The following is a 19,103-nucleotide window of genomic DNA, read 5'->3' on the forward strand; positions in this document are numbered from 1 at the left end:
TCGGGGCCGGGTTTCTTCAACATGGCCCACTGAATCACAAACCCCCAGCTCTCGCCAGGGGTTTGTCAGCAGTCTGAAGGGCCCGGTTTACCGGGCCCTCCTTTTTGGTTCAGGGAACCACCTTCAGCATCGGTCGCCCCGCGCCAATCTCGGTCGAAGCCGCAAAGTCCTGTTCGCCCCGCGCCTCCTCGATGATCCAGGCACGGAAGGCTGTAACCGGTGGCCGGTCGAGCGCGGCCGGCGGGTAGACGAGATGATAGGCGAGTCCGGTCATCACCCCCTCCGGGAAGGGGGCCTCCAGTACGCCTTCAGCCCGTTCGCGCGTCACCAGTGACAGCCGCACCAGCGCGACGCCGTCGCCGGCCTTGGCGGCCTCGATCGCGCCGTTGCTGTTGACGAAGACCGGCCCGCGCGCCGCATCGACGCCTTCGACGCCCGCTGCGTCCAGCCATAACCTCCAGTCCTGACGGTGAACGTCGTGCAGAAGCACATGGGCGGCGAGATCATTGGGTGTGTCGAGCGGACGCCTGGCCCTGAGAGCCGGATGGATCACCGGCACCGGATCGTCATCGATCAGCCGTTCGCTGATGAGCCCGTCATAGCGGCCGAGCCCGTGCCGGATGGCGACGTCGACCCCGTCGGCCTGGAAGTCCGTCAGCCGGTTCGTGGTGCTGATGCGCACGTCGATGCCGGGCACCTGCTGCTCGAAGGCGCCGATGCGCGGCACCAGCCATTGCGCGGCGAAGGTGGGCGTGCAACTCACCGTCAGCACCGGCGCGCGCCTGCGCGCCGTCAATTCCTCGGTAGCCTCGCGCATCATGCGGAACGCGCGCCGCAGCGTCGCGAAATAGCTGCTGCCATCCTCGGTCAACACGAGTTGCCGCGGTCGCCGCTCAAACAGTGTCACGCCGAGCGTTTGCTCCAGTTCCCTGATCTGCAGGCTGACAGCCCCGGGGGTGACATTGAGTTCGCGCGCAGCCTTGGTCACGCTCGAATGGCGCGCCGTCGCCTCGAAGGCGCGAAGGGAAACGAGAGAGGGGAGGGATGTTGACATGGTTTAGCCAAACTCAATCGTCTGTCGAGAAATGATCGTTTGTCGCCAGTCTAATATCCTGAGAATAATGGATCAAAGTCAAGACGGCACGCCGTCATTGTTTAATCAGATAAAACATGAGGAATTCGGCAATGGTGCAGGCAACAAAGGCCAAGGTCATGGGCGCCCGGGAATGGGGCATGTTGATCACCCTGTCTCTCCTGTGGGGCGGTTCCTTCTTTTTCATCGGTATTGCCGTCAAGGCGTTACCCCCGGTTACCATCGTGGCGTTGAGGGTCAGTCTCGCGGCACTCGCGCTGCTCGTCTTCCTCCGTTTCACTGGCCTGAAGATGCCGCGGGACCGTCGCGTCTGGCTGGCATTCTTCGGCATGGGGTTGCTCAACAATCTCATCCCCTTCTCGCTGATCGTCTGGGGGCAGACGCACATCGCCAGCGGCCTTGCCTCGATCCTCAATGCCACGACGCCGCTCTTCGGCGTGATCGTGGCGCATCTCCTGACCGATGACGAAAAGCTGACCGCCAACCGTCTTGCCGGCGTGGTCGTCGGTTTCCTCGGCGTCGCGATGATGATCGGACCGGCAGCGCTTGGCGGCCTGGGTTCCAACCTGCTGGCCCAGCTTGCCATTCTTGGCGCCGCGCTTTCCTATTCGCTCGCCGGCGTCTTTGCTCGCCGTTTCAAGCGCATGGGTGTCGCGCCGATCGTGACGGCGACCGGCCAGGTCTCCGCCTCCAGCGTCATGCTCGTGCCGCTGTCGCTGGTGGTCGATCACCCCTGGACGCTGCCCATGCCTGGACTGGAGGTCTGGGCGGCGATCGTCGGCATCGCCCTGATCTCGACAGCGCTCGCCTATGTCCTGTTCTTCCGCATCCTTGAAACGGCAGGTGTCACCAACCTGATGCTGGTCACCTTCTTGATCCCGGTCAGTGCCATTCTTCTCGGCGCCATGTTTCTTGGCGAAACGCTGGAGGCCAAGCACTTCCTCGGCATGGCGTTGATCGCCGCCGGTCTTGCGGCAATCGACGGGCGGTTGTTGCGCCTCTTTTCCCGGCCGGCAGTCGACCCCACGTTAAAGTGCCGCGAAAACGGTTGAACGTTCCATTTCACACGCATTGCGGGCCGGTGGGCGAAAGCACCACCGGCCCTGTTTTTTTCGCCTCTGTTGTCGGCTATTCCTTGCCGCCACCGTCTTTGATTTGAGGAGCTGGAGTTCCGATGCTTTACGCCGTGTTTTGCTACAACAACGAAAATGTCACCAATGACTGGAGCAAGGAGCAGGATGAAAAAGTCATGCGCGACCTGGCAGCCGTCCAGAGCAAATATGCCGAAGCCGGAAGGCTTGGACCGGTGGCGCGGCTGATGCCGACGACAACGGCGACGACGCTTCGGCATAGTCACAGCGACACGATCGTCATCGATGGTCCTTTCGCCGAGACCAAGGAGCAATTGCTCGGCTTCTACGTCATCGATTGCGCGTCTGTCGACGAGGCCCTCGATTTTGCCCGTGATCTCAGTTCTGCCAACCCGGCTGCCGGCTCCTACGAAATCCGTCCTCTTGCCATCTACAAACCCAGTGAGCTTGCTTCATGACAGACACCGCCTGGATAGACCTCGCACTCGTTTCCGCCCGGCCGCAGGCGGTGGGCGCCTTGCTGCGCTATTTCCGCAATCTCGACACGGCCGAGGAAGCGTTTCAGGAGGCCTGTATCCGGGCATTGAAGGCCTGGCCGAAGAGTGGGCCGCCGCGCGATCCGGCCGCCTGGCTGATCTTCGTCGGCCGCAACAGCGGCATCGACAAGGTCCGCCGCCAGTCACGCGAGACGGCGCTGCCGCCGGAGGAAATGCTCTCCGATCTCGAGGATCAGGAGAGCAATCTCGCCGATCGGCTGGATGGCTCCCAGTATCGCGACGATATCCTTCGCCTGCTGTTCGTCTGCAGCAATCCCGCCCTGCCGGCGACACAGCAGATCGCGTTGGCGCTGCGCATCGTCTCGGGCCTTTCGGTCAAGCAGATCGCCCGCGCCTTCCTCGTCAGCGAGGCGGCGATGGAGCAGCGCATCACCCGCGCCAAGTCCCGCGTTGCTGCCGCGGGGCTCGCCTTTGAGACACCTGATGCGGCCGATCGTGCCGACCGGCTCGCGGCCGTGGCCACGATGATCTACCTCGTCTTCAACGAGGGCTATTCGGCGATGAACGGGCCTGAAAGCGTCTCCGCCGATCTCTGCCACGAGGCGATCCGGCTCGGGCGCCTGCTGTTGGAGCTCTTCCCGGCGGAGCCGGAGATCCTGGGGCTGACAGCGCTGATGATGATCCAGCACTCGCGCGCCCGTGCCCGCTTCGATGCAGATGGCGCCGTCATCCTGCTTGAAGACCAGGACCGATCCTTGTGGAGCCGGCCGCTGATCGACGAGGCGCTTGCCCTGATCGACAAGGCGATGCGCTACCGCCAGCCCGGCGCCTATCAGATCCAGGCGGCAATCGCCGCTTTGCACGCCCGTGCCGAACGGCCCGAGGACACGGACTGGGCGCAGATCGACCTTCTCTACCAGGCGCTCGAACGGCTGCAGCCCTCGCCGGTGATCACCCTCAACCGGGCGGTCGCGGTCTCGAAACGGCAGGGGCCGGAGGCGGCGCTGGCGATGATCGAGCCTCTGGCCGACAAGCTGTCGGGCTATTTCTATTTCCACGGCTTGAGCGGGCATCTGCTGAAACAGCTCGGCAAGGTGCGCGAGGCGCGTGTCGCCTACGATCACGCCATCGCGCTTGCGACCAATGCCGCCGAATGCGCCTATATTCGCATGCAGCTCGACAAGCTCGACGAGGCGGCCGGCACCACCAGCGGTCTCGCCGAAAAAAGATAAAATATCGGAGGCGGCTGTCGGGATCGTTCGCGCGTCTTCGTCCTTGGACTGAAAACGAGATCCAAGGAGAACTCCCGTGAACACCAGCCTTGCAATCCCCGCCCCGACGGCGAAGTCCGTCATCCTCGGCCGCGTCCTGAGCGGCGTGCTCGTCGCCTTCCTGGTCTTCGATGCGGCGATCAAGCTCGTGCCGCTTCAGGTCGTCACCGACACCATGGTGGCGCTCGGCTACCCCGCAGATCAGAGCCTGGCCCGCCTGCTTGGCGTGCTGACCTTGCTGTGCACGCTGCTTTACCTGATCCCGCGGACCTCCATCCTCGGTGCCATCCTGCTCACCGGCTATCTCGGTGGCGCGATGGCGATCCATCTGCGGGCCGGCAGCCCGCTCTTCACCCACCTGCTCTTCGGCTTTTATCTCGGCGTCATCGCCTGGGGCGGGCTTTGGCTGCGCGATCCGCGGGTACGCAGCCTGATCCCGTTCAAGAACTGATCCTCCAACCGAACGATTGAAAGACGACCCATGACCAAGACAGTCAACGACTACATTGCCGGTCTTTCCGGTGTCCCGGCCGAGGTGGCGAAACGCCTGCATGGAGCCCTGGTTGCCGCCGGCGGGCTGACGGACATCGTCAAGTGGGGGCACCCCATCTACGAGGCGGGCGGCGCCGTCTGCCTTCTCAAGGGCGCCAAGGATCACGTCACCTTCGGCTTCTGGCGTGGCGTCGACATGCTCGATCTCGATCCGCGTTTCGAGAAGGGCGGCGGCAAGGGCGACATGGCCTATATTCGCCTGCGAAGCACCGATGACATCGACGACGCGCAGGTGGTGCGGCTCGTCGCGAAAGGCATCGAGCTCAATCGCCTGAAAGGTGATCCGATGAAGTAGCCTCTGGCGAAACAAACTTGCAACGGGCCAAGTAAATCAGAGCGCCTTTATCGCCTCACATGCAATATCTCTTCGCGGGACAAGGAATTCCATCCGATCCCGCGAGGCTGCCATGATCCTCTACTATCAGACCCATTCCCCCTTCGCCCGCAAGGCGCTCGTTTTTGCCCATGAGATCGGCCTTGCCGAGCGGCTGGAGGTCATCCATCACGAGACCAGCCCGACCCGGCGCAACGACGAGGTCTATGCCGAAAATCCGCTCGGCAAGGTGCCGGTGCTTTTGCGCGAGGGTGAGGAGCCGATCTTCGACAGCGATGTCATCTGCGCCTATCTCGATACCCTGCACGGAGGCCGCAAACTGGTCCCCGAGGCGGGCGAGCGGCGGTGGCGGGCGCTGCGCATGCAGTCCGTGGCCCAGGTGCTGGCCCAGACCGGCATCGGCCTTCGCTGGGAGTGGGAACGCCGGCCGGAGCACCTGCGTTATCCAGCGCTTGCCGATGGGTACGAGGAGAAGATCGAGGCAACGTACGATTGGCTGGAACGGACGCTGCAGCCGGACGCCCCTGTCGACATCGGCCAGATCGCGCTTGCCACGGCGCTCTCCTGGATGGCCTTCCGCAACCTGCCGTCCTTCCGCAACCGGTCGTCTTTGACACGCTGGTTCGATGCCTTCGAAGAACGGCCGTCGATGCGGGCAACGCCGCTGTCAGGTGAAACGTTCGATTGAAACCGTAGCCGGCAAAGACCGCCTTGTACGCGGTTTTCCGCCCGCACTTGCGTCCTGTCGCCTCAGGGGCAGGCGAGATCGGCGACGACCGCGTCGAGGATCAGCATGCCGGCCGGCGTGCAGCGCAGGCGCGAATTGCCGAGCCGCTCGATGAAACCATGGTCGATCAGGAACTGCTCGCGCTCCGGGTCCGGATCGCGACCGGAAAGCGTCTGCCAGCGGGCGAGGTCGACGCCTTCTTTCAGGCGCAGGCCCATCAGTAGCAACTCGTCGGACTGCGCCTCCAGATCAAGGGCCTCCCGCTCGATCATGCCATGGCCGTAGGTCTCGACGAGGTGAAGCCAGTCCTCCGGCTTGCGCTCTGTCGAGGTCGCGATCTTGCCGCTGCCGATGCCGAGGCGGCCATGGGCGCCGGGGCCGATGCCGGCATAGTCGCCATAGCGCCAGTAGGTGAGGTTGTGGCGGCTTTCGGCACCCGGTCGGGCGTGGTTGGAAACCTCATAGGCCGGCATGCCGATCGACGCGGTGATCTCCTGCGTTGCCTCGTAGAGCACGGCCGATTGTTCGCCATCGGGAACGATGAGCTTGCCGGCCTTATGCAGGCCGTAGAAGGGCGTGCCTTCCTCGATCGTCAGCTGGTAGAGCGACAGGTGGTCGACGGCGTAGGAGACCGCTTCCTTCAGTTCGCGCTCCCATTCCTCGACCGTCTGGTTGGGACGGGCATAGATCAGGTCGAAGGACATGCGCGGGAAGATTTCGCGCGCGAGACGGATCGCCTTCAGCGCATCCTCGACATTGTGCAGTCGCCCAAGGAATTTGAGATCCCGGTCGTTCAGAGCCTGGACGCCGAGCGAGACGCGATTGACCCCGGCGGCGCGGTAGCCGTGGAAGCGGGTTGCCTCGACGCTCGAAGGGTTCGCCTCCATGGTGATCTCGATGCCATCAGGCACGTGCCAGTGGCGGGCGATGCCCTGAAGGATCGCATCGACCGTTGCCGGCTCCATCAAGGACGGCGTGCCGCCGCCCATGAAGATGCTGGTGACCGTGCGCGGGCCTGAAAGCTCGCGAACCTCTTCCATCTCCTTGAGGAACGCCGCGACGAAACGCGGCTGGTCCACCGGCTGGTGGCGCACATGGCTGTTGAAGTCGCAATAGGGGCATTTGGCCGCGCAGAACGGCCAATGCACATAGACCCCGAAACCGGGATCCATGCCGTCACCGATCGCCGATAGCGTGGCAGTCTGCATTATTGCGTCTCTCATGGTCGCTTCTTACAGGGAGCGGGCTGCGGGCGGAATACCGCACACAGTTTTCCTCATCCCGCTCCGATCAGGCTCCGAGGCAGGTCTCGGCAAAAATCTTGAAGGCGCGGGCGCGGTGCGACAGGGCCTCGGCATCACCCGGCTTCCAGCCGTGCTTCTCGTCGGCACTCATTTCGCCGAAGGTGGTCTCGTAGCCCTTCGGCTGGAAAACCGGATCATAGCCGAAACCCTGGCTGCCGCGTGGCGGCCAGACGACGAAGCCTTCGACCTCGCCGCGGAAAAGCTCGACATGACCGTCCGGCCAGGCAAGGCAGAGAACCGAGACGAAACGCGCTGTGCGCTCGGAAGGCGCCGCAGCGCCCTTGTCCTGCAGCGCCTTTTCGACCTTGTCCATCGCCATCGCGAAGTCGCGGCTGCCATCCTCGCGCTCGGCCCAGTTGGCGGTATAGACGCCGGGGGCGCCGCCAAGCGCGTCGATCACGAGGCCGGAGTCATCCGAAAGCGCCGGCAGGCCGGAGGCCTTGGCCGAGGCGAGCGCCTTGATCGTCGCGTTTTCTTCGAACGTGGTGCCGGTTTCATCCGGCTCGATGAAATTCAGGTCCGCCGCTGACTTCGCCTCAAAGCCGAGCGGGCCGATGAGATCGCGGATTTCGCGGATCTTGCCGGCATTGTGGCTGGCGACGATCAGCGTCTTGTTGTCGAGTTTGCGCATGGTGTCTCGCTTCGTATTCATTCGATGGACCAGAGGCCCGGCTCCGCACATTCGAGGCTGTTGCCGGCCGGATCGCGGAAATAGAAGGACCGCGCGCCGTTCGGCCAGCGAAGGTCACTTTCAATCGTCACACCGCCCGCTTCAAGCTTTGCCTTCCAGGCGTCCAGCGCTTCGGCTGCAACCCGGAAACACATGTGGCCCTGGCCGGTGGCGCCATGGGGCGGGACCGGCAACGCCGCATCCGGCGCCGGTGGCTTCACCGTTTCAGCCGGATTGAAGATCAACAGCACGCCTGGTCCGCAGCGAAAGAACACATGCCGGTTTCCGGCGCGGGTGATGCGTTGAAGACCGAGCATTCCGCCATAGAAGGCCTCGGCGGCATCGAGATCTGCTGCATAGAGCGCGGTCTCGAGAATGCCTTCCAGCGCCGGGGCCATCTTCGGTTCCTTCCCTCAGCCGGCGATCGCCTGCTTCTGCAGCGCAACCAGCTCGGCAATGCCCGATTTGGCAAGGCCCATCAGGCTTGCAAATTCCTCTTCCGAGAACGGCTTGCCTTCGGCGGTGCCCTGGATCTCGACGATCCCGCCCGAGCCGGTCATGACGAAGTTGGCATCGGTCTCGGCAGCGGAGTCTTCGAGGTAGTCGAGGTCGATCACCGACTGGTTGGCAAAGATGCCGCAGGAGATGGCGGCGACATGGTCCTTGAGCACCTTCTCGACCTTGACCATGTTGCGGGCTTCCATCCACTTCAGGCAGTCGTAGAGCGCGACCCAGGCGCCGGTGATCGAGGCCGTGCGGGTGCCGCCATCCGCCTGGATGACGTCGCAGTCGATCGAGATCTGGCGCTCGCCGAGCGCCGGCAGATCGACGATGGCGCGCAGCGACCGGCCGATCAGCCGCTGGATTTCCTGGGTGCGGCCGCTCTGCTTGCCGTTGGCGGCCTCACGCTTCATCCGCTCGCCGGTGGCGCGCGGCAGCATGCCGTATTCGGCCGTCACCCAGCCCTTGCCGCCGTTGCGCAGCCAGGCCGGAACCTTTTCTTCCAGGCTCGCGGTGCACAGGACGTGCGTGTCGCCGAACCGCACCAGACAGGAGCCTTCCGCGTGCTTGGAAAAATTGCGCTCGAAGGAAACCTTGCGCATTTGATCGGTTTTTCTGCCGGATGGCCGCATCGTCAAACTCCTATCGTATCTCGACAGCCTTCTAGAGCATGGCAGACGCAAAGGGAACCAGTGGATAGCCGGGGACGCAGCCGTTTTTTCCCTTTTGCCATTGGGCGGCGGGATCACTATATTCCCGGCACGGCAGGATGTGCCTGCAAATGTGGAGTGACATGGTACTGCGCAATCCCGGAGCAAAGGAAATCGCCGCGGCGCTGGACGAGCGCTCGGGCGAGATTTTCCGCCGCATCGTGGAAACCTATCTGACGAGCGGCGAGCCGCTCGGCTCACGCAATCTGTCGCGGTTGTTGCCGATGTCGCTCTCTCCCGCCTCCGTGCGCAACGTGATGAGCGACCTTGAGGATCTTGGCCTCATCTACTCGCCGCATGTCAGCGCCGGCCGCCTGCCGACCCAGACCGGCCTGCGCTTCTTCGTCGATGCCTTCATGCAGGTCGGCAATCTGTCGGCCGAGGATCGTGCCTCGATCGACCGCCACGTGCGACGCGACGACCACACCCAGCCCGTGGATGCGCTGCTCACCGAAGCGAGCCAGATGCTCTCGGGCATGTCGCGCGGCGCAGGCCTCGTCATCACCGCCAAGGCCGATCCGATTCTCAAGCATGTCGAGTTCATTCGCCTGGCGCCGACGAAGGCGCTTGCCGTTCTCGTCGGTGAACATGACCAGGTTGAAAACCGCATCATCGAGCTGCCGGCCGGTGTCACCAGCTCGCAGTTGACGGAAGCCGCCAACTTCCTCAACGCCCATCTCGCCGGCCAGACGATCGCCGAGGTGCGCGTCCAGCTCGAGAGGGTGAAGCAGACGGTGCGCGGCGAGCTCGATGCTTTGTCGCAGGATCTTGTCGAACGCGGTCTTGCCATCTGGTCGGGCAACGAAGGTGACGAGAAACCGGCGCGACTGATCGTGCGCGGCCGCGCCAATCTGCTCGAAGGGCTTGAGGGCGCCGAGGACATCGACCGCTTGCGCATGCTCTTCGACGATCTCGAAAAGAAAGACAGCATGATCGAACTGCTCGATCTAGCCGAAAGCGGGCCGGGGGTGCGGATCTTTATCGGCTCGGAAAACAAGCTGTTCTCGCTGTCCGGTTCTTCGCTGATCGTTGCGCCCTATCGCGATGGCGAGGACCGCATCGTTGGCGCCGTCGGCGTGATCGGACCAACTAGGCTCAACTACTCGCGTATCGTGCCGATGGTCGACTACACCGCGCAGCTGATGTCGCGGCTTTCCCGATAAAGTCGCGCTTTTGGCCACGCGGGTCGCCGCGTGCGCGATTGAACCCTTGATTTTTCGGCCCCAAACCTCGATATCGGCTGCAAATCCAGTCACTGGGCATTTTGCTGAGACGCAAGCATAGGCTTGCGGAGCGTGGAAATGTTAAAGACGACACAGACGACACTGCGGAGAACGTCATGACCGACGATACGAACAAGCACGGACCCGAGGCCACCGACGAGGCTATCTATACCGCACCGGACGTTGCCGACGCTGCTGAAGCCGCGCCGGCCACCGAGCCCGATCCGCTGGAGCTCGCGAGAGCCGAGAGCGCCGAGTTGCGCGACAAGTACCTTCGGCTTGCCGCCGAGATGGACAATCTGCGTCGCCGCACCGAGCGCGACGTCAAGGACGCCAAGTCCTACTCCGTCGCAGGCTTTGCCCGCGATATGCTGGCCGTATCGGACAACCTGCGCCGCGCGCTCGATGCCATTCCGGCTGAAGCCAAGGAAGCCGGCGAGGCTGGCCTCAACGCGCTGATCGAGGGCGTGGAAATGACCGAGCGCTCGATGCTCTCGGCGCTCGAGCGCCACGGCGTCAAGAAGCTGGAGCCCGAAGGCCAGAAGTTCGATCCGAACTTCCACCAGGCGATGTTCGAAATTCCGAACGCAGAGGTGCCCAACAACACCGTGCTGCAGGTGGTCCAGGCCGGCTACGTCATCGGCGACCGCGTCCTGCGTCCGGCCATGGTCGGTGTTTCCAAGGGCGGCCCGAAGGTCGTGGCTGGCGAAAACGGCGACGCGCCGACCGTCTGATCCGGGTGATTGACCCCATAACAAAAAAGCCGCGCGAGTTTCGCGCGGCTTTTTTGTTTGATTGGGCGGCACGTCGGACATGGCGACGGTCCTTGCGGCAGCTATCCGAAAAGCTGGCGCAGGTGGTCGTTGAGGAAGCGGCCTTCCGGATCGATCCTTGCCCTGAGGGCGCGGAATTCGCCGGCGCGCGGGTAGAGCGCGGTCACATCCTCGGCGCCGAGGAAGTGAAGCTTGCCCCAGTGCGGCCGCGACCCGTACTGGCGCAGGATCGTATCGACGTCCTTCAGATACTCCCAATAATCGGTGCCCGGTTCGCCCGAGACCGAAAGGGTGATCGAGTCCTGCTCATAGAACGGGCTGATCCAGCCGGTATCGCCGGCGGTGAAGCGGTATTCGATCGGGTAGATGCAGGTCGGATGCTTTTCGAGCATCAGCTTGCGCACCGCCTTGACCGCGTCCTTGCCGTGAGCAACCGGCACGGCATATTCGAGTTCGTGGAAGTTCGGCACGTATTCGATCGGATAGATTTCGGAGGAATAGGCGATCTTCTCGAAGCCGCGCTCCATCGGCGCTTCGTCGGTGATGTCGATCACCTTCATCTCGCAAACATCGGACGTCCAGTCCGTGGTCGAGACCGAGGCCGTGTCCGGCAGGCAGTAGCAGTGGCGGCTCTCAGGGACAGGGCACCAGAAGAACCCGAAATGCCGGTGCGTGGCTGCCAGCTCGTCGTGCTGCTCGATCATCTCGTCGAAGGTGCAGCGCCAGAGCTTTTCATGCAGATTGTAGCTCTCCATCGCCTGCAAGGTGATTTCCGAGATCACCCCGAGCATGCCGACCGATACGCGTGCCGCTTCGAGCAGGTCCGGCGTCGTCTCATCGACGACAAGGATGCTGCCATCGGGCTGCACCAGCCGCATGCCGACGATCTGTGAGGCCATGTTGCCGAGCCTGGCGCCGGTGCCGTGGGTGCCCGTCGTTAGCGCCCCGGCGAGCGCCTGGCTATCGATATCGCCCTGGTTGATCAGCGAGAGGCCGCTGGATTTCAACACCTTGCCGAGCTGGTTGATGGTGGTGCCGGCCCTGACCGCCACACGCTTGCGCGCCTGGTCGATGTTGACGACTCCCTGCATGGCCGACAGCGTCAGCTGCAGCCCGCTGGTCAGGGCGACAGGCGTGAAGGAATGGCCGGAGCCGACGCAGCGCACGTTGAGCCCCTGCGATGTCGCTTCGCGGACCATTTGCGCGAGCGCTGCCTCGCTGTCGGGCGCGCCGCGATGGCGCACGATGCATGATTGGTTTCCAACCCAGTTGCGCCAATGACCACCTGCCTGAAGCATTTTCCCCTCCCTCAAACCGCCGTGAAGCAATTGTCGACGAACAGATGCGTGCCGTTGATAAAGCTCGCTTCGTCGCTGACCAGAAACAGTGCCGCGTTCGCCACTTCCTTGGGGTCGCACATGCGGCCCTGCTGCGCGGCGATGGCCGCTTCCGAGACGTCGACGCCGTATTTGCTGAGGCCGACGAGTTCGCGTTTGCCGTGATCGGTGGCGATGAATCCGGGGCAGACGGCGTTGCAGCGGATGCCGCGGTCACGAAACTCGACCGCGATGGCGCGCGCGAACATATGGCAGGCGCCCTTGGTGGTGTCGTAGAGCACCTCCATCGGCGTTGCCGCCACGGCCGAGATCGACGAGGTGCAGACGATGCTGCCGCCGCCGGCTGCAAGCATGCCGGGCAGCACCGCCTTGGTCATCAGGAACATGCTGCGCACATTGACCGCCATCAGCCTGTCCCACTCGTCCTCCTCGGTTTCGAGGAACGGGCCGACGGCCAGGATGCCGGCATGGTTGAAGAGCGCGGTGACGGCGCCGAAGGCCGCCTCGACCGCCTTGACGGCCGACGTCACCTCCGAGGACACGGAGACGTCGGCGGGCGCAAAAATCGCCTCGCCGCCATTGGCGCGGATCGCGGCCGCGACCTCCTCGCCCTTGCTGCGCGGCAGGTCGACAATGCCGACCTTGGCGCCTTCGCGCGCAAAAAGTTCGGATGCGGCAAGGCCGCAACCGCCCGCGCCACCGCTGATCAGCGCCACCTTGCCTGAAAGCCTGCCTGCCATCCGTGTTCTCCCTCATGGTCCCTGGTTGCGGAGCGCTGATGGTAACCCATCGTGCAACGGACCCGGTTTCTCTCTCCCCGGGAATTATTGTTGACGAAGCAGGGGCTGTCGATATCCCATGGGGGATACGTGGGGTGGGGGATGACAAGGGAATGCTGGCAAGGGAGTCCGCCGACATATCGGCGTTGATCGGTCTGATCGGCACGCAGGATTTCGGCCCGGCGCTCGACCGGATGCTGAGATCCGTCGCCACCTTCGACCTCTCCGTCGTCTTCGCCTATCCCTATGACGCCCGACCGATCGTGCTGCATGACGGCTATACCGCCAAGGTCTCCGCAAGCGCGCTTGCCGCCTATCTCGGCGGTGCCTATCTGCTCGATCCCTTCTACGTCGCCTGCTGCGCCGGCCAGCCGGCGGGGCTCTGGCGCATGCGCGAACTGGCGCCGGACCGGTTCTTCCAGTCCGACTTCTCGTCCTCCGCAGAAGTCCACCCATGCGTGTCCATGGAGACGGGCGTGCTGGTAGAGGAGGTGGGGTTCGTCATCCCGCTCGACGGCGGCCTGCAGGCAACCTACTCGCTGATGCGCGGCCGCGGTGGCGAGCCCTTCAGCGAGGAGGAACTGGGACGGCTGCGGGTCTACGAGCCGATCGTGCGCGAAGCCGTCCGCTCGAACTGGCGCCAGCGGGGCCACAGCGTCGCCCCGCCGCCATCACACGACGGCGACGATGTGATGGAGGCGGCGTTCGAGAGCCTGTGTTCGGATCGGCTGACCAAGCAGCAGCGCAACATCGTGCGCCTGATCCTCAGGGGGCACAGCAACCTGTCGATCGGCAAGGTGATGAACATTGCCGAGGGAACGGTCCGCATCCACCGCAAGAACATCTATCGCAGGCTCGGGATTTCCGGCCAGGGCGCCTTGTTCCGGATTTTCATCGATCACTTGAACGGTCGTCAGCTCTACTGACGCAGCATCGTGGAGGCTGCGCGCGTCCATGGGACGCGGCCGCGTGGATGCTCAGGCCGCGTGCGACGTCGCGTCGTCGTCGAGCAGCGTATAGATCGCACTGGCGGAATCGCTCGAGCGAATCTTGGCAACCATGTCGTGGTCGCGCAGCACGCGGGCGATGCGCGAAAGGGCCTTGAGGTGGTCAGCGCCTGCACCCTCCGGGGCGAGCAGAAGGAAGACGAGGTCAACCGGCTGGTCGTCGAGCGCCTCGAAGTCCACGGGCGTTTCCAGCCGCGCAAAGATGCCAATGATCGAGGGGAGGTTGTTGAGCTTGCCGTGGGGGATGGCGATCCCGTTGCCGACGCCGGTGGAGCCAAGGCGCTCACGCTGCAGGATTACGTCGAAGATTTCACGCTCGGGAAGCCCGGTGATCTTTGATGCCTTGGCCGCCAATTCCTGGAGGAGCTGTTTTTTCGAGTTGGCCCTCATGGCCGGGATGATCGCATTTTGATGCAGCAGACCTGCCAATGCCATTCTTTTGTCCTCGTTCGCCGGTTAGAGCCGGACAACATCATCACAAATGCGTCGCAATGGCTTTAACCATCTTTGTCATGGCGGGTTCCATGCACAGAAAAGTCACATTTTCCGGCCTGCCCGCTGATTAGGGGCGCGGGGGATGCCGGCTGCCCGGCATCCCCCTGTCCGCTCATGCTTTGATATTGGCGGCGTCGATCCAGCCAATATTTCCATCGTTGCGCCTGTAGACGATATTCAATTCGTCGTTGCCGGGGCTACGGAACATCAGGACGGGTTCGTCGGTCATGTCGAGCGCCATCACGGCGCTGGCCACAGACATCGTCCTCAATTGTTTCGTGCTCTCGGCGACGATGGTCGGTGCATAATCCTCGGGGACTTCGTCGTCCTCGAAGGGCACCGAATCCATCACTGTGTAAGCCACTTCGGCAGCGCTTTGGCCGTTGCCGTTATGGTGATCCTTGAGCTTGCGCTTGTAGCGGCGAAGGCGCTTTTCGATGCGCTCAGACGCCGCGTCAAAGGCAGCCTGTGGATCGTTCGCCTGACCATTCGCCTGCATAACCACGCCCGTATCGAGATGAAGCTTGCAGTCGGCGCTGAAGCGCGGCCCGGACTTTTCCACAGTGACCTGGCTTGAATATCCTCCGTCGAAATATTTGGTAACGGCCTGCTCGATCTGCTCGCCAATGCGGGCGCGGAACGAATCGCCGATTTCCATCTGTTTACCGGATACACGCACACTCATGGAGTTTCCTCTCTCGTTCGTGATTTGCGCAGCCAGTCTATTCCAAGCGGTCCCGTCATCCAAGCCTTCCAGACTTGCGGGACGCCTCTGTCGCAGCCACCGGTCGTACCGGCAGGCTTCCGGGGCGAGCATGTCCCCGGCAATTGCGGCGGGCTCATATCGCCTGTGTCGGAGAGAGTCAATCGGAGGTCGCAAAAAAGTTAACGCGGCTTAATATTCGGAGGCGTATCCCGGCCGTCAGGACGCGGTCGCCTTGGCGAGCGCCCGCTTTTCCCGCCGCCTCTGGACGGAGGAGGGAATGTTCATCGCCTCGCGATACTTGGCGACGGTGCGCCGTGCAATGTCGATGCCGGCCTTCTTGAGGCTGTCGACGATATCGTCGTCCGAGAGCACCGCATCGGCGCTCTCTTCCTGGATCAGCGTGCGGATGCGGTGGCGCACCGCTTCCGCCGAATGGCTGTCGCCACCTTCGGCCGAGCTGATCGAGACGGTGAAGAAGTATTTGAGTTCGAACAGTCCGCGCGGCGTCAGCATGTACTTGTTGGACGTCACGCGGCTGACCGTCGACTCATGCATCTTGATCGCGTCGGCGACCGTCTTGAGGTTCAAAGGCCTCAGGTGGCCGATGCCGTTGACGAGGAAGGCGTCCTGTTGGCGAACGATCTCGGTCGCGACCTTCATGATCGTCCTGGCGCGCTGATCGAGGCTGCGTGTCAACCAGTTGGCGTTCTGCAGGCATTCGTTGAGGAAGGCCTGGTCGGCGCTGTTCTTCTGCGTGCCGCGCGAGACCTTCGCGAAATAGTCCTGGTTGACGAGCACGCGGGGCAGGGCATCGGGGTTGAGTTCGACCAGCCAGCTGCCGTCGGGTGCGGCGCGCACGACGATGTCGGGGACGATGGCCTCGGTGACGCTCGTCTCGAAGCTCGTTCCCGGCTTCGGGTCGAGCTTGCGGATTTCCGCCAGCATGTCGATGAGGTCCTCTTCATCGACGCCGCAGATCTTCTTGAGGCTGGCAAAGTCGCGCCGCGCCAGCAGTTCGAGGTTGGCGACCAGTGCCTCCATCGCCGGGTCGAGCCGGTCGCGCGCGCGCAGCTGGATTGCCAGGCATTCACCGAGCGAGCGCGCGAAGATGCCGGGCGGATCGAATTGCTGCAGTGTCAGGAGGACGCGCAGGACATCGTCTTGCGCTGCGCCATGGCGGTCGGCGACTTCTCTGAGGTCGGCCTGGAGGTAGCCAGCGTCGTCGAGCTGGTCGATCAGGTGCTGGGCAATCAGCCGATCGGAGGCGTCGGGAAGGGCGAAGGGTAGCTGCTCCGTCAGAGTGTCGCGCAGGCTCTTGCGGCCGGCGACGAAGTCGTCGAGATCGTAGTCTTCGCCCTCGCCACCGCCGGGCATCGACTTCCATTGGCCGAGAAGTTCAGGCGCATCGGCGCGCTGCGGCGTCGTGTCGTCCTGGAAGACATTGGCGAAGTCGGCATCGAGCTGTTCGCCAAGCCGTTCACCGGTGGTGGATGTGGCGCTGTCGTAGAGGTCGGCCTGGCCGCCGCTCTCCTCGCTTGCACGCGGCTCGTCGCCCGGCATCATCTCGGCGCGTTCCGGGCTGCCGCCAAGATCGTCATTCGCCTGAAATTCGAGCAGAGGGTTCTTCTCGACTTCCTGGGCGATGAACTGCGTGAGCTCGAAATGCGTCATCTGCAGCAACTGGATCGACTGCATGAGCTGCGGCGTCATCACCAGGGACTGGGATTGGCGCAGATGAAGGCTGGCGGACAGTGCCATGCTGACGCGAAACTCCCGAGAAAACGCTTGGGTCCGCGGTGGTTCTCCTGTCGCCGGACGGGCCCTGATCAATTGGCCCAAAAATTGCTTATCGAGAAGGTTTGGTCAAGCGTCGTCGCGGCCGGAATCGCCCGCGCCGCCACCTCAGAGGCTGAAATTGTCGCCGAGATACAGCCTGCGCACGTCAGGATTGGTGATGATGTCGTTGGCGCGACCATGGGTCAGCACCTCGCCGGCATGGATGATATAGGCGCGGTCGATCAGGCCAAGCGTCTCGCGGACGTTGTGATCGGTGATGAGAACGCCGATGCCGCGCGATGTCAGGTGTCGCACAAGCGCCTGGATATCGGCAACCGAGATCGGGTCAACGCCGGCGAAGGGCTCGTCGAGCAGCATGAAGGTCGGGTCGGTCGCAAGCGCACGCGCAATCTCCAGGCGCCGCCGCTCGCCACCGGAGAGTGCGATTGCCGGCGACTTGCGCAGATGGGTGATGTTGAACTCGCCGAGCAGGTCGTTGAGCTTGCTCTCGCGCCGGTCATGGTTCTTGTCGTGAACCTCGAGCACGGCGCGGATATTTTCCTCGACCGTCAGTCCGCGGAAGATCGACGCTTCCTGCGGCAGGTAGCCGACGCCGAGGCGCGCACGCCTGTACATCGGCATCGTCGTGACGTCGTTGCCGTTGATTTCGATCGAGCCTTCATCGACCGGAACGAGGCCGGTGATCATATAGAAGCAGGTGGTCTTGCCGGCACCGTTCGGCCCGAGCAGGCCCACGGCTTCGCCGCGGCGCACCACCAGCGAAACGCCGTTGACGACCCGGCGTTCGCGGTAGGCCTTCGTCAGGCCGCGCGCGATCAGCGTGCCGTCGTAACGTGCCTTGTCGACCGTGTGCCCGGAAACGGGCGCGGCGGCCGCCGACGGCTTGCGGACCCGTTTGCGCTTGTGGAGAAAAGGAAACTGCACGAGCGGTCTGCGTCAGTTCGTCTTGCGGGACTGCGGGTCGAGCTGGATCTGCACGCGACCGCCACAGGCTTCGAGCTGGGCTTCGCCGGTCTCCATCTGGACATTGAGTTGGCAACCGACGAAAACGTTCTTGCCTTCCGACAGAACGACCTTTTCGCCCTTGAGCACGAAGACCTGCTTGGTCATGTCGAAGGAGCCGCTATCGGCGGTGGCCTGCTGGGTGCCGGAACTCAGGAAAACCTTGTCGCTGACCTCGATACGGTCGATGTCGGCGTCACCGCTTGAGACCGAGCCGCCGCCGGACTTGTAGAAGACCACCATGTTGCCGGCCTGGAGCGTCGTCGTGCCCTGCACGACCTTGACGTTGCCGGTGAAGATCGCCTTGCTTTCCGGGTCCTTGATTTCGAGCTTGTCGCTCTCGATCTGGATCGGCTTGTCGTTCGACAGTTGAAGGCCCTGCATCTTGCTGGATGTGGCTTGCGCAAAAGCGCCGGAAGCAATGATCAAAGCGCCGACGCCGGCAATGGCCAGGCTGGCGGAAATCTTGAAAAAAGAGGCGGTTGTGACCGACATGGAGTGCACCGGTTTCTATTTCGCGTTCTTGCGGATGGCGGCAGGCTCGACGTTCACCCGCACCATACCCTCAAATATTACAATACGTCCCTTATCCGTCATTCGCAGCGTCTGCGCAATGATCGAACCGCCCTTCATGCTGATCGCAACGGGGTGCTTCGTTTCCATCTCGCCGGCATTGATGTCCAGATAGGCCGACTGAAAGTCGGCGTTGATGCCATTATTGACGGAAATGGTGAACGGGGCGTTCATGTCGAGCGTATTTGCGCCGCGGTCGTAAATGCCGTTGGTGGCATCCACGGTGGCGATCAGCTGATCCTTCATCGGCATTTCCGCGTGGATCGTCTGCAGGGTGATGATGTCGGGATTGGCGATATCCTGGAGCGCGCGCTGCGCTTTCATCGAGTAGCTGATGCCCTGCTTGTTGCGGCCGGAAATTGCCGGTTTCTGCATCACGATCTTGCCGTCCTCGATCGTGGCGGCCTCGAGCTGCAGTTCGTCCGGCAAAAATGCTCTCACGAAGGACACGGCAGCGAAAACGGCGGCAATGATCCCGGCTACGACGGGCAGGATGACCTTCAGCCGGCGCACGCGCACTGAATGCCGCGCGGCGAGCGCATAGGCGTCGGCAGAGCTCGCACCCGTATCGGCAAAGATGCCCGGGGCTGGCGCGTGATTCAACATGGATGGTCCGTCAGTTTCTTGCTGTCTTATCGCTGACCCGGCAAAAGGATCATAT

22 protein-coding genes are annotated in these 19,103 nt (G+C 63.2%); 9 read left to right on the plus strand and 13 right to left on the minus strand.

Going from position 1 to position 19,103, the window contains the following annotated elements; translation table 11 throughout:
* Positions 1-109: 109 nt before the first annotated feature.
* Complete coding sequence (gcvA, locus tag MKZ91_RS21905; protein WP_336173148.1) at positions 110-1,054, minus strand: transcriptional regulator GcvA; 945 nt, start codon at positions 1,052-1,054, stop codon at positions 110-112.
* Positions 1,055-1,185: 131 nt separating this feature from the next.
* On the opposite strand from gcvA, the gene MKZ91_RS21910 reads away from it, so the two are divergent.
* The 6 genes from MKZ91_RS21910 (at position 1,186) to MKZ91_RS21935 (ending at position 5,526) form a co-directional block, all read left to right on the plus strand.
* Positions 1,186-2,145, plus strand: a complete 960-nt coding sequence (locus MKZ91_RS21910; protein ID WP_336173149.1) for a DMT family transporter — start codon at positions 1,186-1,188, stop codon at positions 2,143-2,145.
* Between the two features lie 122 nt (positions 2,146-2,267).
* Positions 2,268-2,642 carry a YciI family protein gene (locus MKZ91_RS21915; protein WP_336173150.1) on the plus strand — a complete coding sequence of 125 codons (375 nt, stop codon included), beginning with the start codon at positions 2,268-2,270 and terminating at the stop codon, positions 2,640-2,642.
* Positions 2,639-3,913: an RNA polymerase sigma factor gene (locus tag MKZ91_RS21920; protein ID WP_336173151.1), complete on the plus strand. Its 1,275-nt coding sequence runs from the start codon at positions 2,639-2,641 to the stop codon at positions 3,911-3,913. Before MKZ91_RS21915 ends, MKZ91_RS21920 begins: the two co-directional genes overlap by 4 nt.
* A gap of 76 nt (positions 3,914-3,989) precedes the next feature.
* Positions 3,990-4,403: a DoxX family protein gene (locus MKZ91_RS21925; RefSeq protein WP_336173152.1), complete on the plus strand. Its 414-nt coding sequence runs from the start codon at positions 3,990-3,992 to the stop codon at positions 4,401-4,403.
* A 30-nt stretch (positions 4,404-4,433) separates the two neighbouring features.
* The gene (locus MKZ91_RS21930) at positions 4,434-4,799 is read left to right on the plus strand and encodes a DUF1801 domain-containing protein (RefSeq protein ID WP_336173153.1); all 366 of its coding nucleotides are present in this window, start codon (positions 4,434-4,436) and stop codon (positions 4,797-4,799) included.
* Positions 4,800-4,911: 112 nt separating this feature from the next.
* Positions 4,912-5,526, plus strand: coding sequence for a glutathione S-transferase family protein (locus MKZ91_RS21935; RefSeq protein WP_336173154.1), 615 nt, complete (start codon positions 4,912-4,914; stop codon positions 5,524-5,526).
* A gap of 62 nt (positions 5,527-5,588) precedes the next feature.
* On the opposite strand, the gene hemW is transcribed toward MKZ91_RS21935, so the two are convergent.
* The 4 genes from hemW to rph form a co-directional block, all read right to left on the minus strand.
* Positions 5,589-6,773: a radical SAM family heme chaperone HemW gene (gene hemW, locus MKZ91_RS21940; RefSeq protein WP_336173155.1), complete on the minus strand. Its 1,185-nt coding sequence runs from the start codon at positions 6,771-6,773 to the stop codon at positions 5,589-5,591.
* An 82-nt stretch (positions 6,774-6,855) separates the two neighbouring features.
* Positions 6,856-7,500 carry an RdgB/HAM1 family non-canonical purine NTP pyrophosphatase gene (rdgB, locus tag MKZ91_RS21945; protein ID WP_336173284.1) on the minus strand — a complete coding sequence of 215 codons (645 nt, stop codon included), beginning with the start codon at positions 7,498-7,500 and terminating at the stop codon, positions 6,856-6,858.
* A 17-nt stretch (positions 7,501-7,517) separates the two neighbouring features.
* Positions 7,518-7,937: a VOC family protein gene (locus MKZ91_RS21950; RefSeq protein WP_336173156.1), complete on the minus strand. Its 420-nt coding sequence runs from the start codon at positions 7,935-7,937 to the stop codon at positions 7,518-7,520.
* Positions 7,938-7,952: 15 nt separating this feature from the next.
* Complete coding sequence (gene rph, locus MKZ91_RS21955) at positions 7,953-8,672, minus strand: ribonuclease PH (RefSeq protein ID WP_336173157.1); 720 nt, start codon at positions 8,670-8,672, stop codon at positions 7,953-7,955.
* 161 nt (positions 8,673-8,833) lie between these two features.
* Between rph and hrcA the strand changes: the two genes are divergently transcribed.
* Positions 8,834-9,913 (plus strand): heat-inducible transcriptional repressor HrcA, encoded by a 1,080-nt coding sequence (gene hrcA, locus MKZ91_RS21960; protein WP_336173158.1) that lies wholly within the window; start codon positions 8,834-8,836, stop codon positions 9,911-9,913.
* A gap of 176 nt (positions 9,914-10,089) precedes the next feature.
* Positions 10,090-10,707, plus strand: coding sequence for a nucleotide exchange factor GrpE (gene grpE, locus MKZ91_RS21965; protein ID WP_336173159.1), 618 nt, complete (start codon positions 10,090-10,092; stop codon positions 10,705-10,707).
* A 101-nt stretch (positions 10,708-10,808) separates the two neighbouring features.
* On the opposite strand, the gene MKZ91_RS21970 is transcribed toward grpE, so the two are convergent.
* Both MKZ91_RS21970 and MKZ91_RS21975 read right to left on the minus strand, forming a co-directional pair.
* A complete protein-coding gene (locus tag MKZ91_RS21970) occupies positions 10,809-12,044 on the minus strand; it encodes a D-arabinono-1,4-lactone oxidase (RefSeq protein ID WP_336173160.1) in 1,236 nt (411 codons plus the stop codon).
* Positions 12,045-12,055: 11 nt separating this feature from the next.
* Positions 12,056-12,823 carry an SDR family NAD(P)-dependent oxidoreductase gene (locus MKZ91_RS21975; RefSeq protein WP_336173161.1) on the minus strand — a complete coding sequence of 256 codons (768 nt, stop codon included), beginning with the start codon at positions 12,821-12,823 and terminating at the stop codon, positions 12,056-12,058.
* Positions 12,824-12,975: 152 nt separating this feature from the next.
* Between MKZ91_RS21975 and MKZ91_RS21980 the strand changes: the two genes are divergently transcribed.
* Entirely contained in the window at positions 12,976-13,788 is an 813-nt protein-coding gene (locus tag MKZ91_RS21980) for a helix-turn-helix transcriptional regulator (protein ID WP_336173162.1), read from the plus strand.
* A gap of 51 nt (positions 13,789-13,839) precedes the next feature.
* Here the strand turns inward: MKZ91_RS21980 and ptsN are convergent, their stop codons facing one another.
* The 6 genes from ptsN to lptC form a co-directional block, all read right to left on the minus strand.
* Entirely contained in the window at positions 13,840-14,304 is a 465-nt protein-coding gene (gene ptsN, locus MKZ91_RS21985) for a PTS IIA-like nitrogen regulatory protein PtsN (RefSeq protein ID WP_336173163.1), read from the minus strand.
* A 172-nt stretch (positions 14,305-14,476) separates the two neighbouring features.
* Positions 14,477-15,049, minus strand: coding sequence for a ribosome hibernation-promoting factor, HPF/YfiA family (gene hpf / locus MKZ91_RS21990; protein ID WP_336173164.1), 573 nt, complete (start codon positions 15,047-15,049; stop codon positions 14,477-14,479).
* Between the two features lie 237 nt (positions 15,050-15,286).
* The gene (gene rpoN / locus MKZ91_RS21995) at positions 15,287-16,828 is read right to left on the minus strand and encodes an RNA polymerase factor sigma-54 (protein WP_336173165.1); all 1,542 of its coding nucleotides are present in this window, start codon (positions 16,826-16,828) and stop codon (positions 15,287-15,289) included.
* 144 nt (positions 16,829-16,972) lie between these two features.
* Positions 16,973-17,791 carry an LPS export ABC transporter ATP-binding protein gene (gene lptB, locus MKZ91_RS22000; protein ID WP_336173166.1) on the minus strand — a complete coding sequence of 273 codons (819 nt, stop codon included), beginning with the start codon at positions 17,789-17,791 and terminating at the stop codon, positions 16,973-16,975.
* A gap of 12 nt (positions 17,792-17,803) precedes the next feature.
* Positions 17,804-18,364 carry an LptA/OstA family protein gene (locus MKZ91_RS22005; RefSeq protein WP_336173167.1) on the minus strand — a complete coding sequence of 187 codons (561 nt, stop codon included), beginning with the start codon at positions 18,362-18,364 and terminating at the stop codon, positions 17,804-17,806.
* Between the two features lie 15 nt (positions 18,365-18,379).
* Positions 18,380-19,048, minus strand: a complete 669-nt coding sequence (gene lptC / locus MKZ91_RS22010; RefSeq protein WP_336173286.1) for an LPS export ABC transporter periplasmic protein LptC — start codon at positions 19,046-19,048, stop codon at positions 18,380-18,382.
* Positions 19,049-19,103: the final 55 nt, after the last annotated feature.

It is taken from the genome of Ensifer sp. MJa1 (assembly GCF_037026475.1).
In the GTDB taxonomy this organism is placed as follows: Bacteria; Pseudomonadota; Alphaproteobacteria; order Rhizobiales; family Rhizobiaceae; genus Ensifer.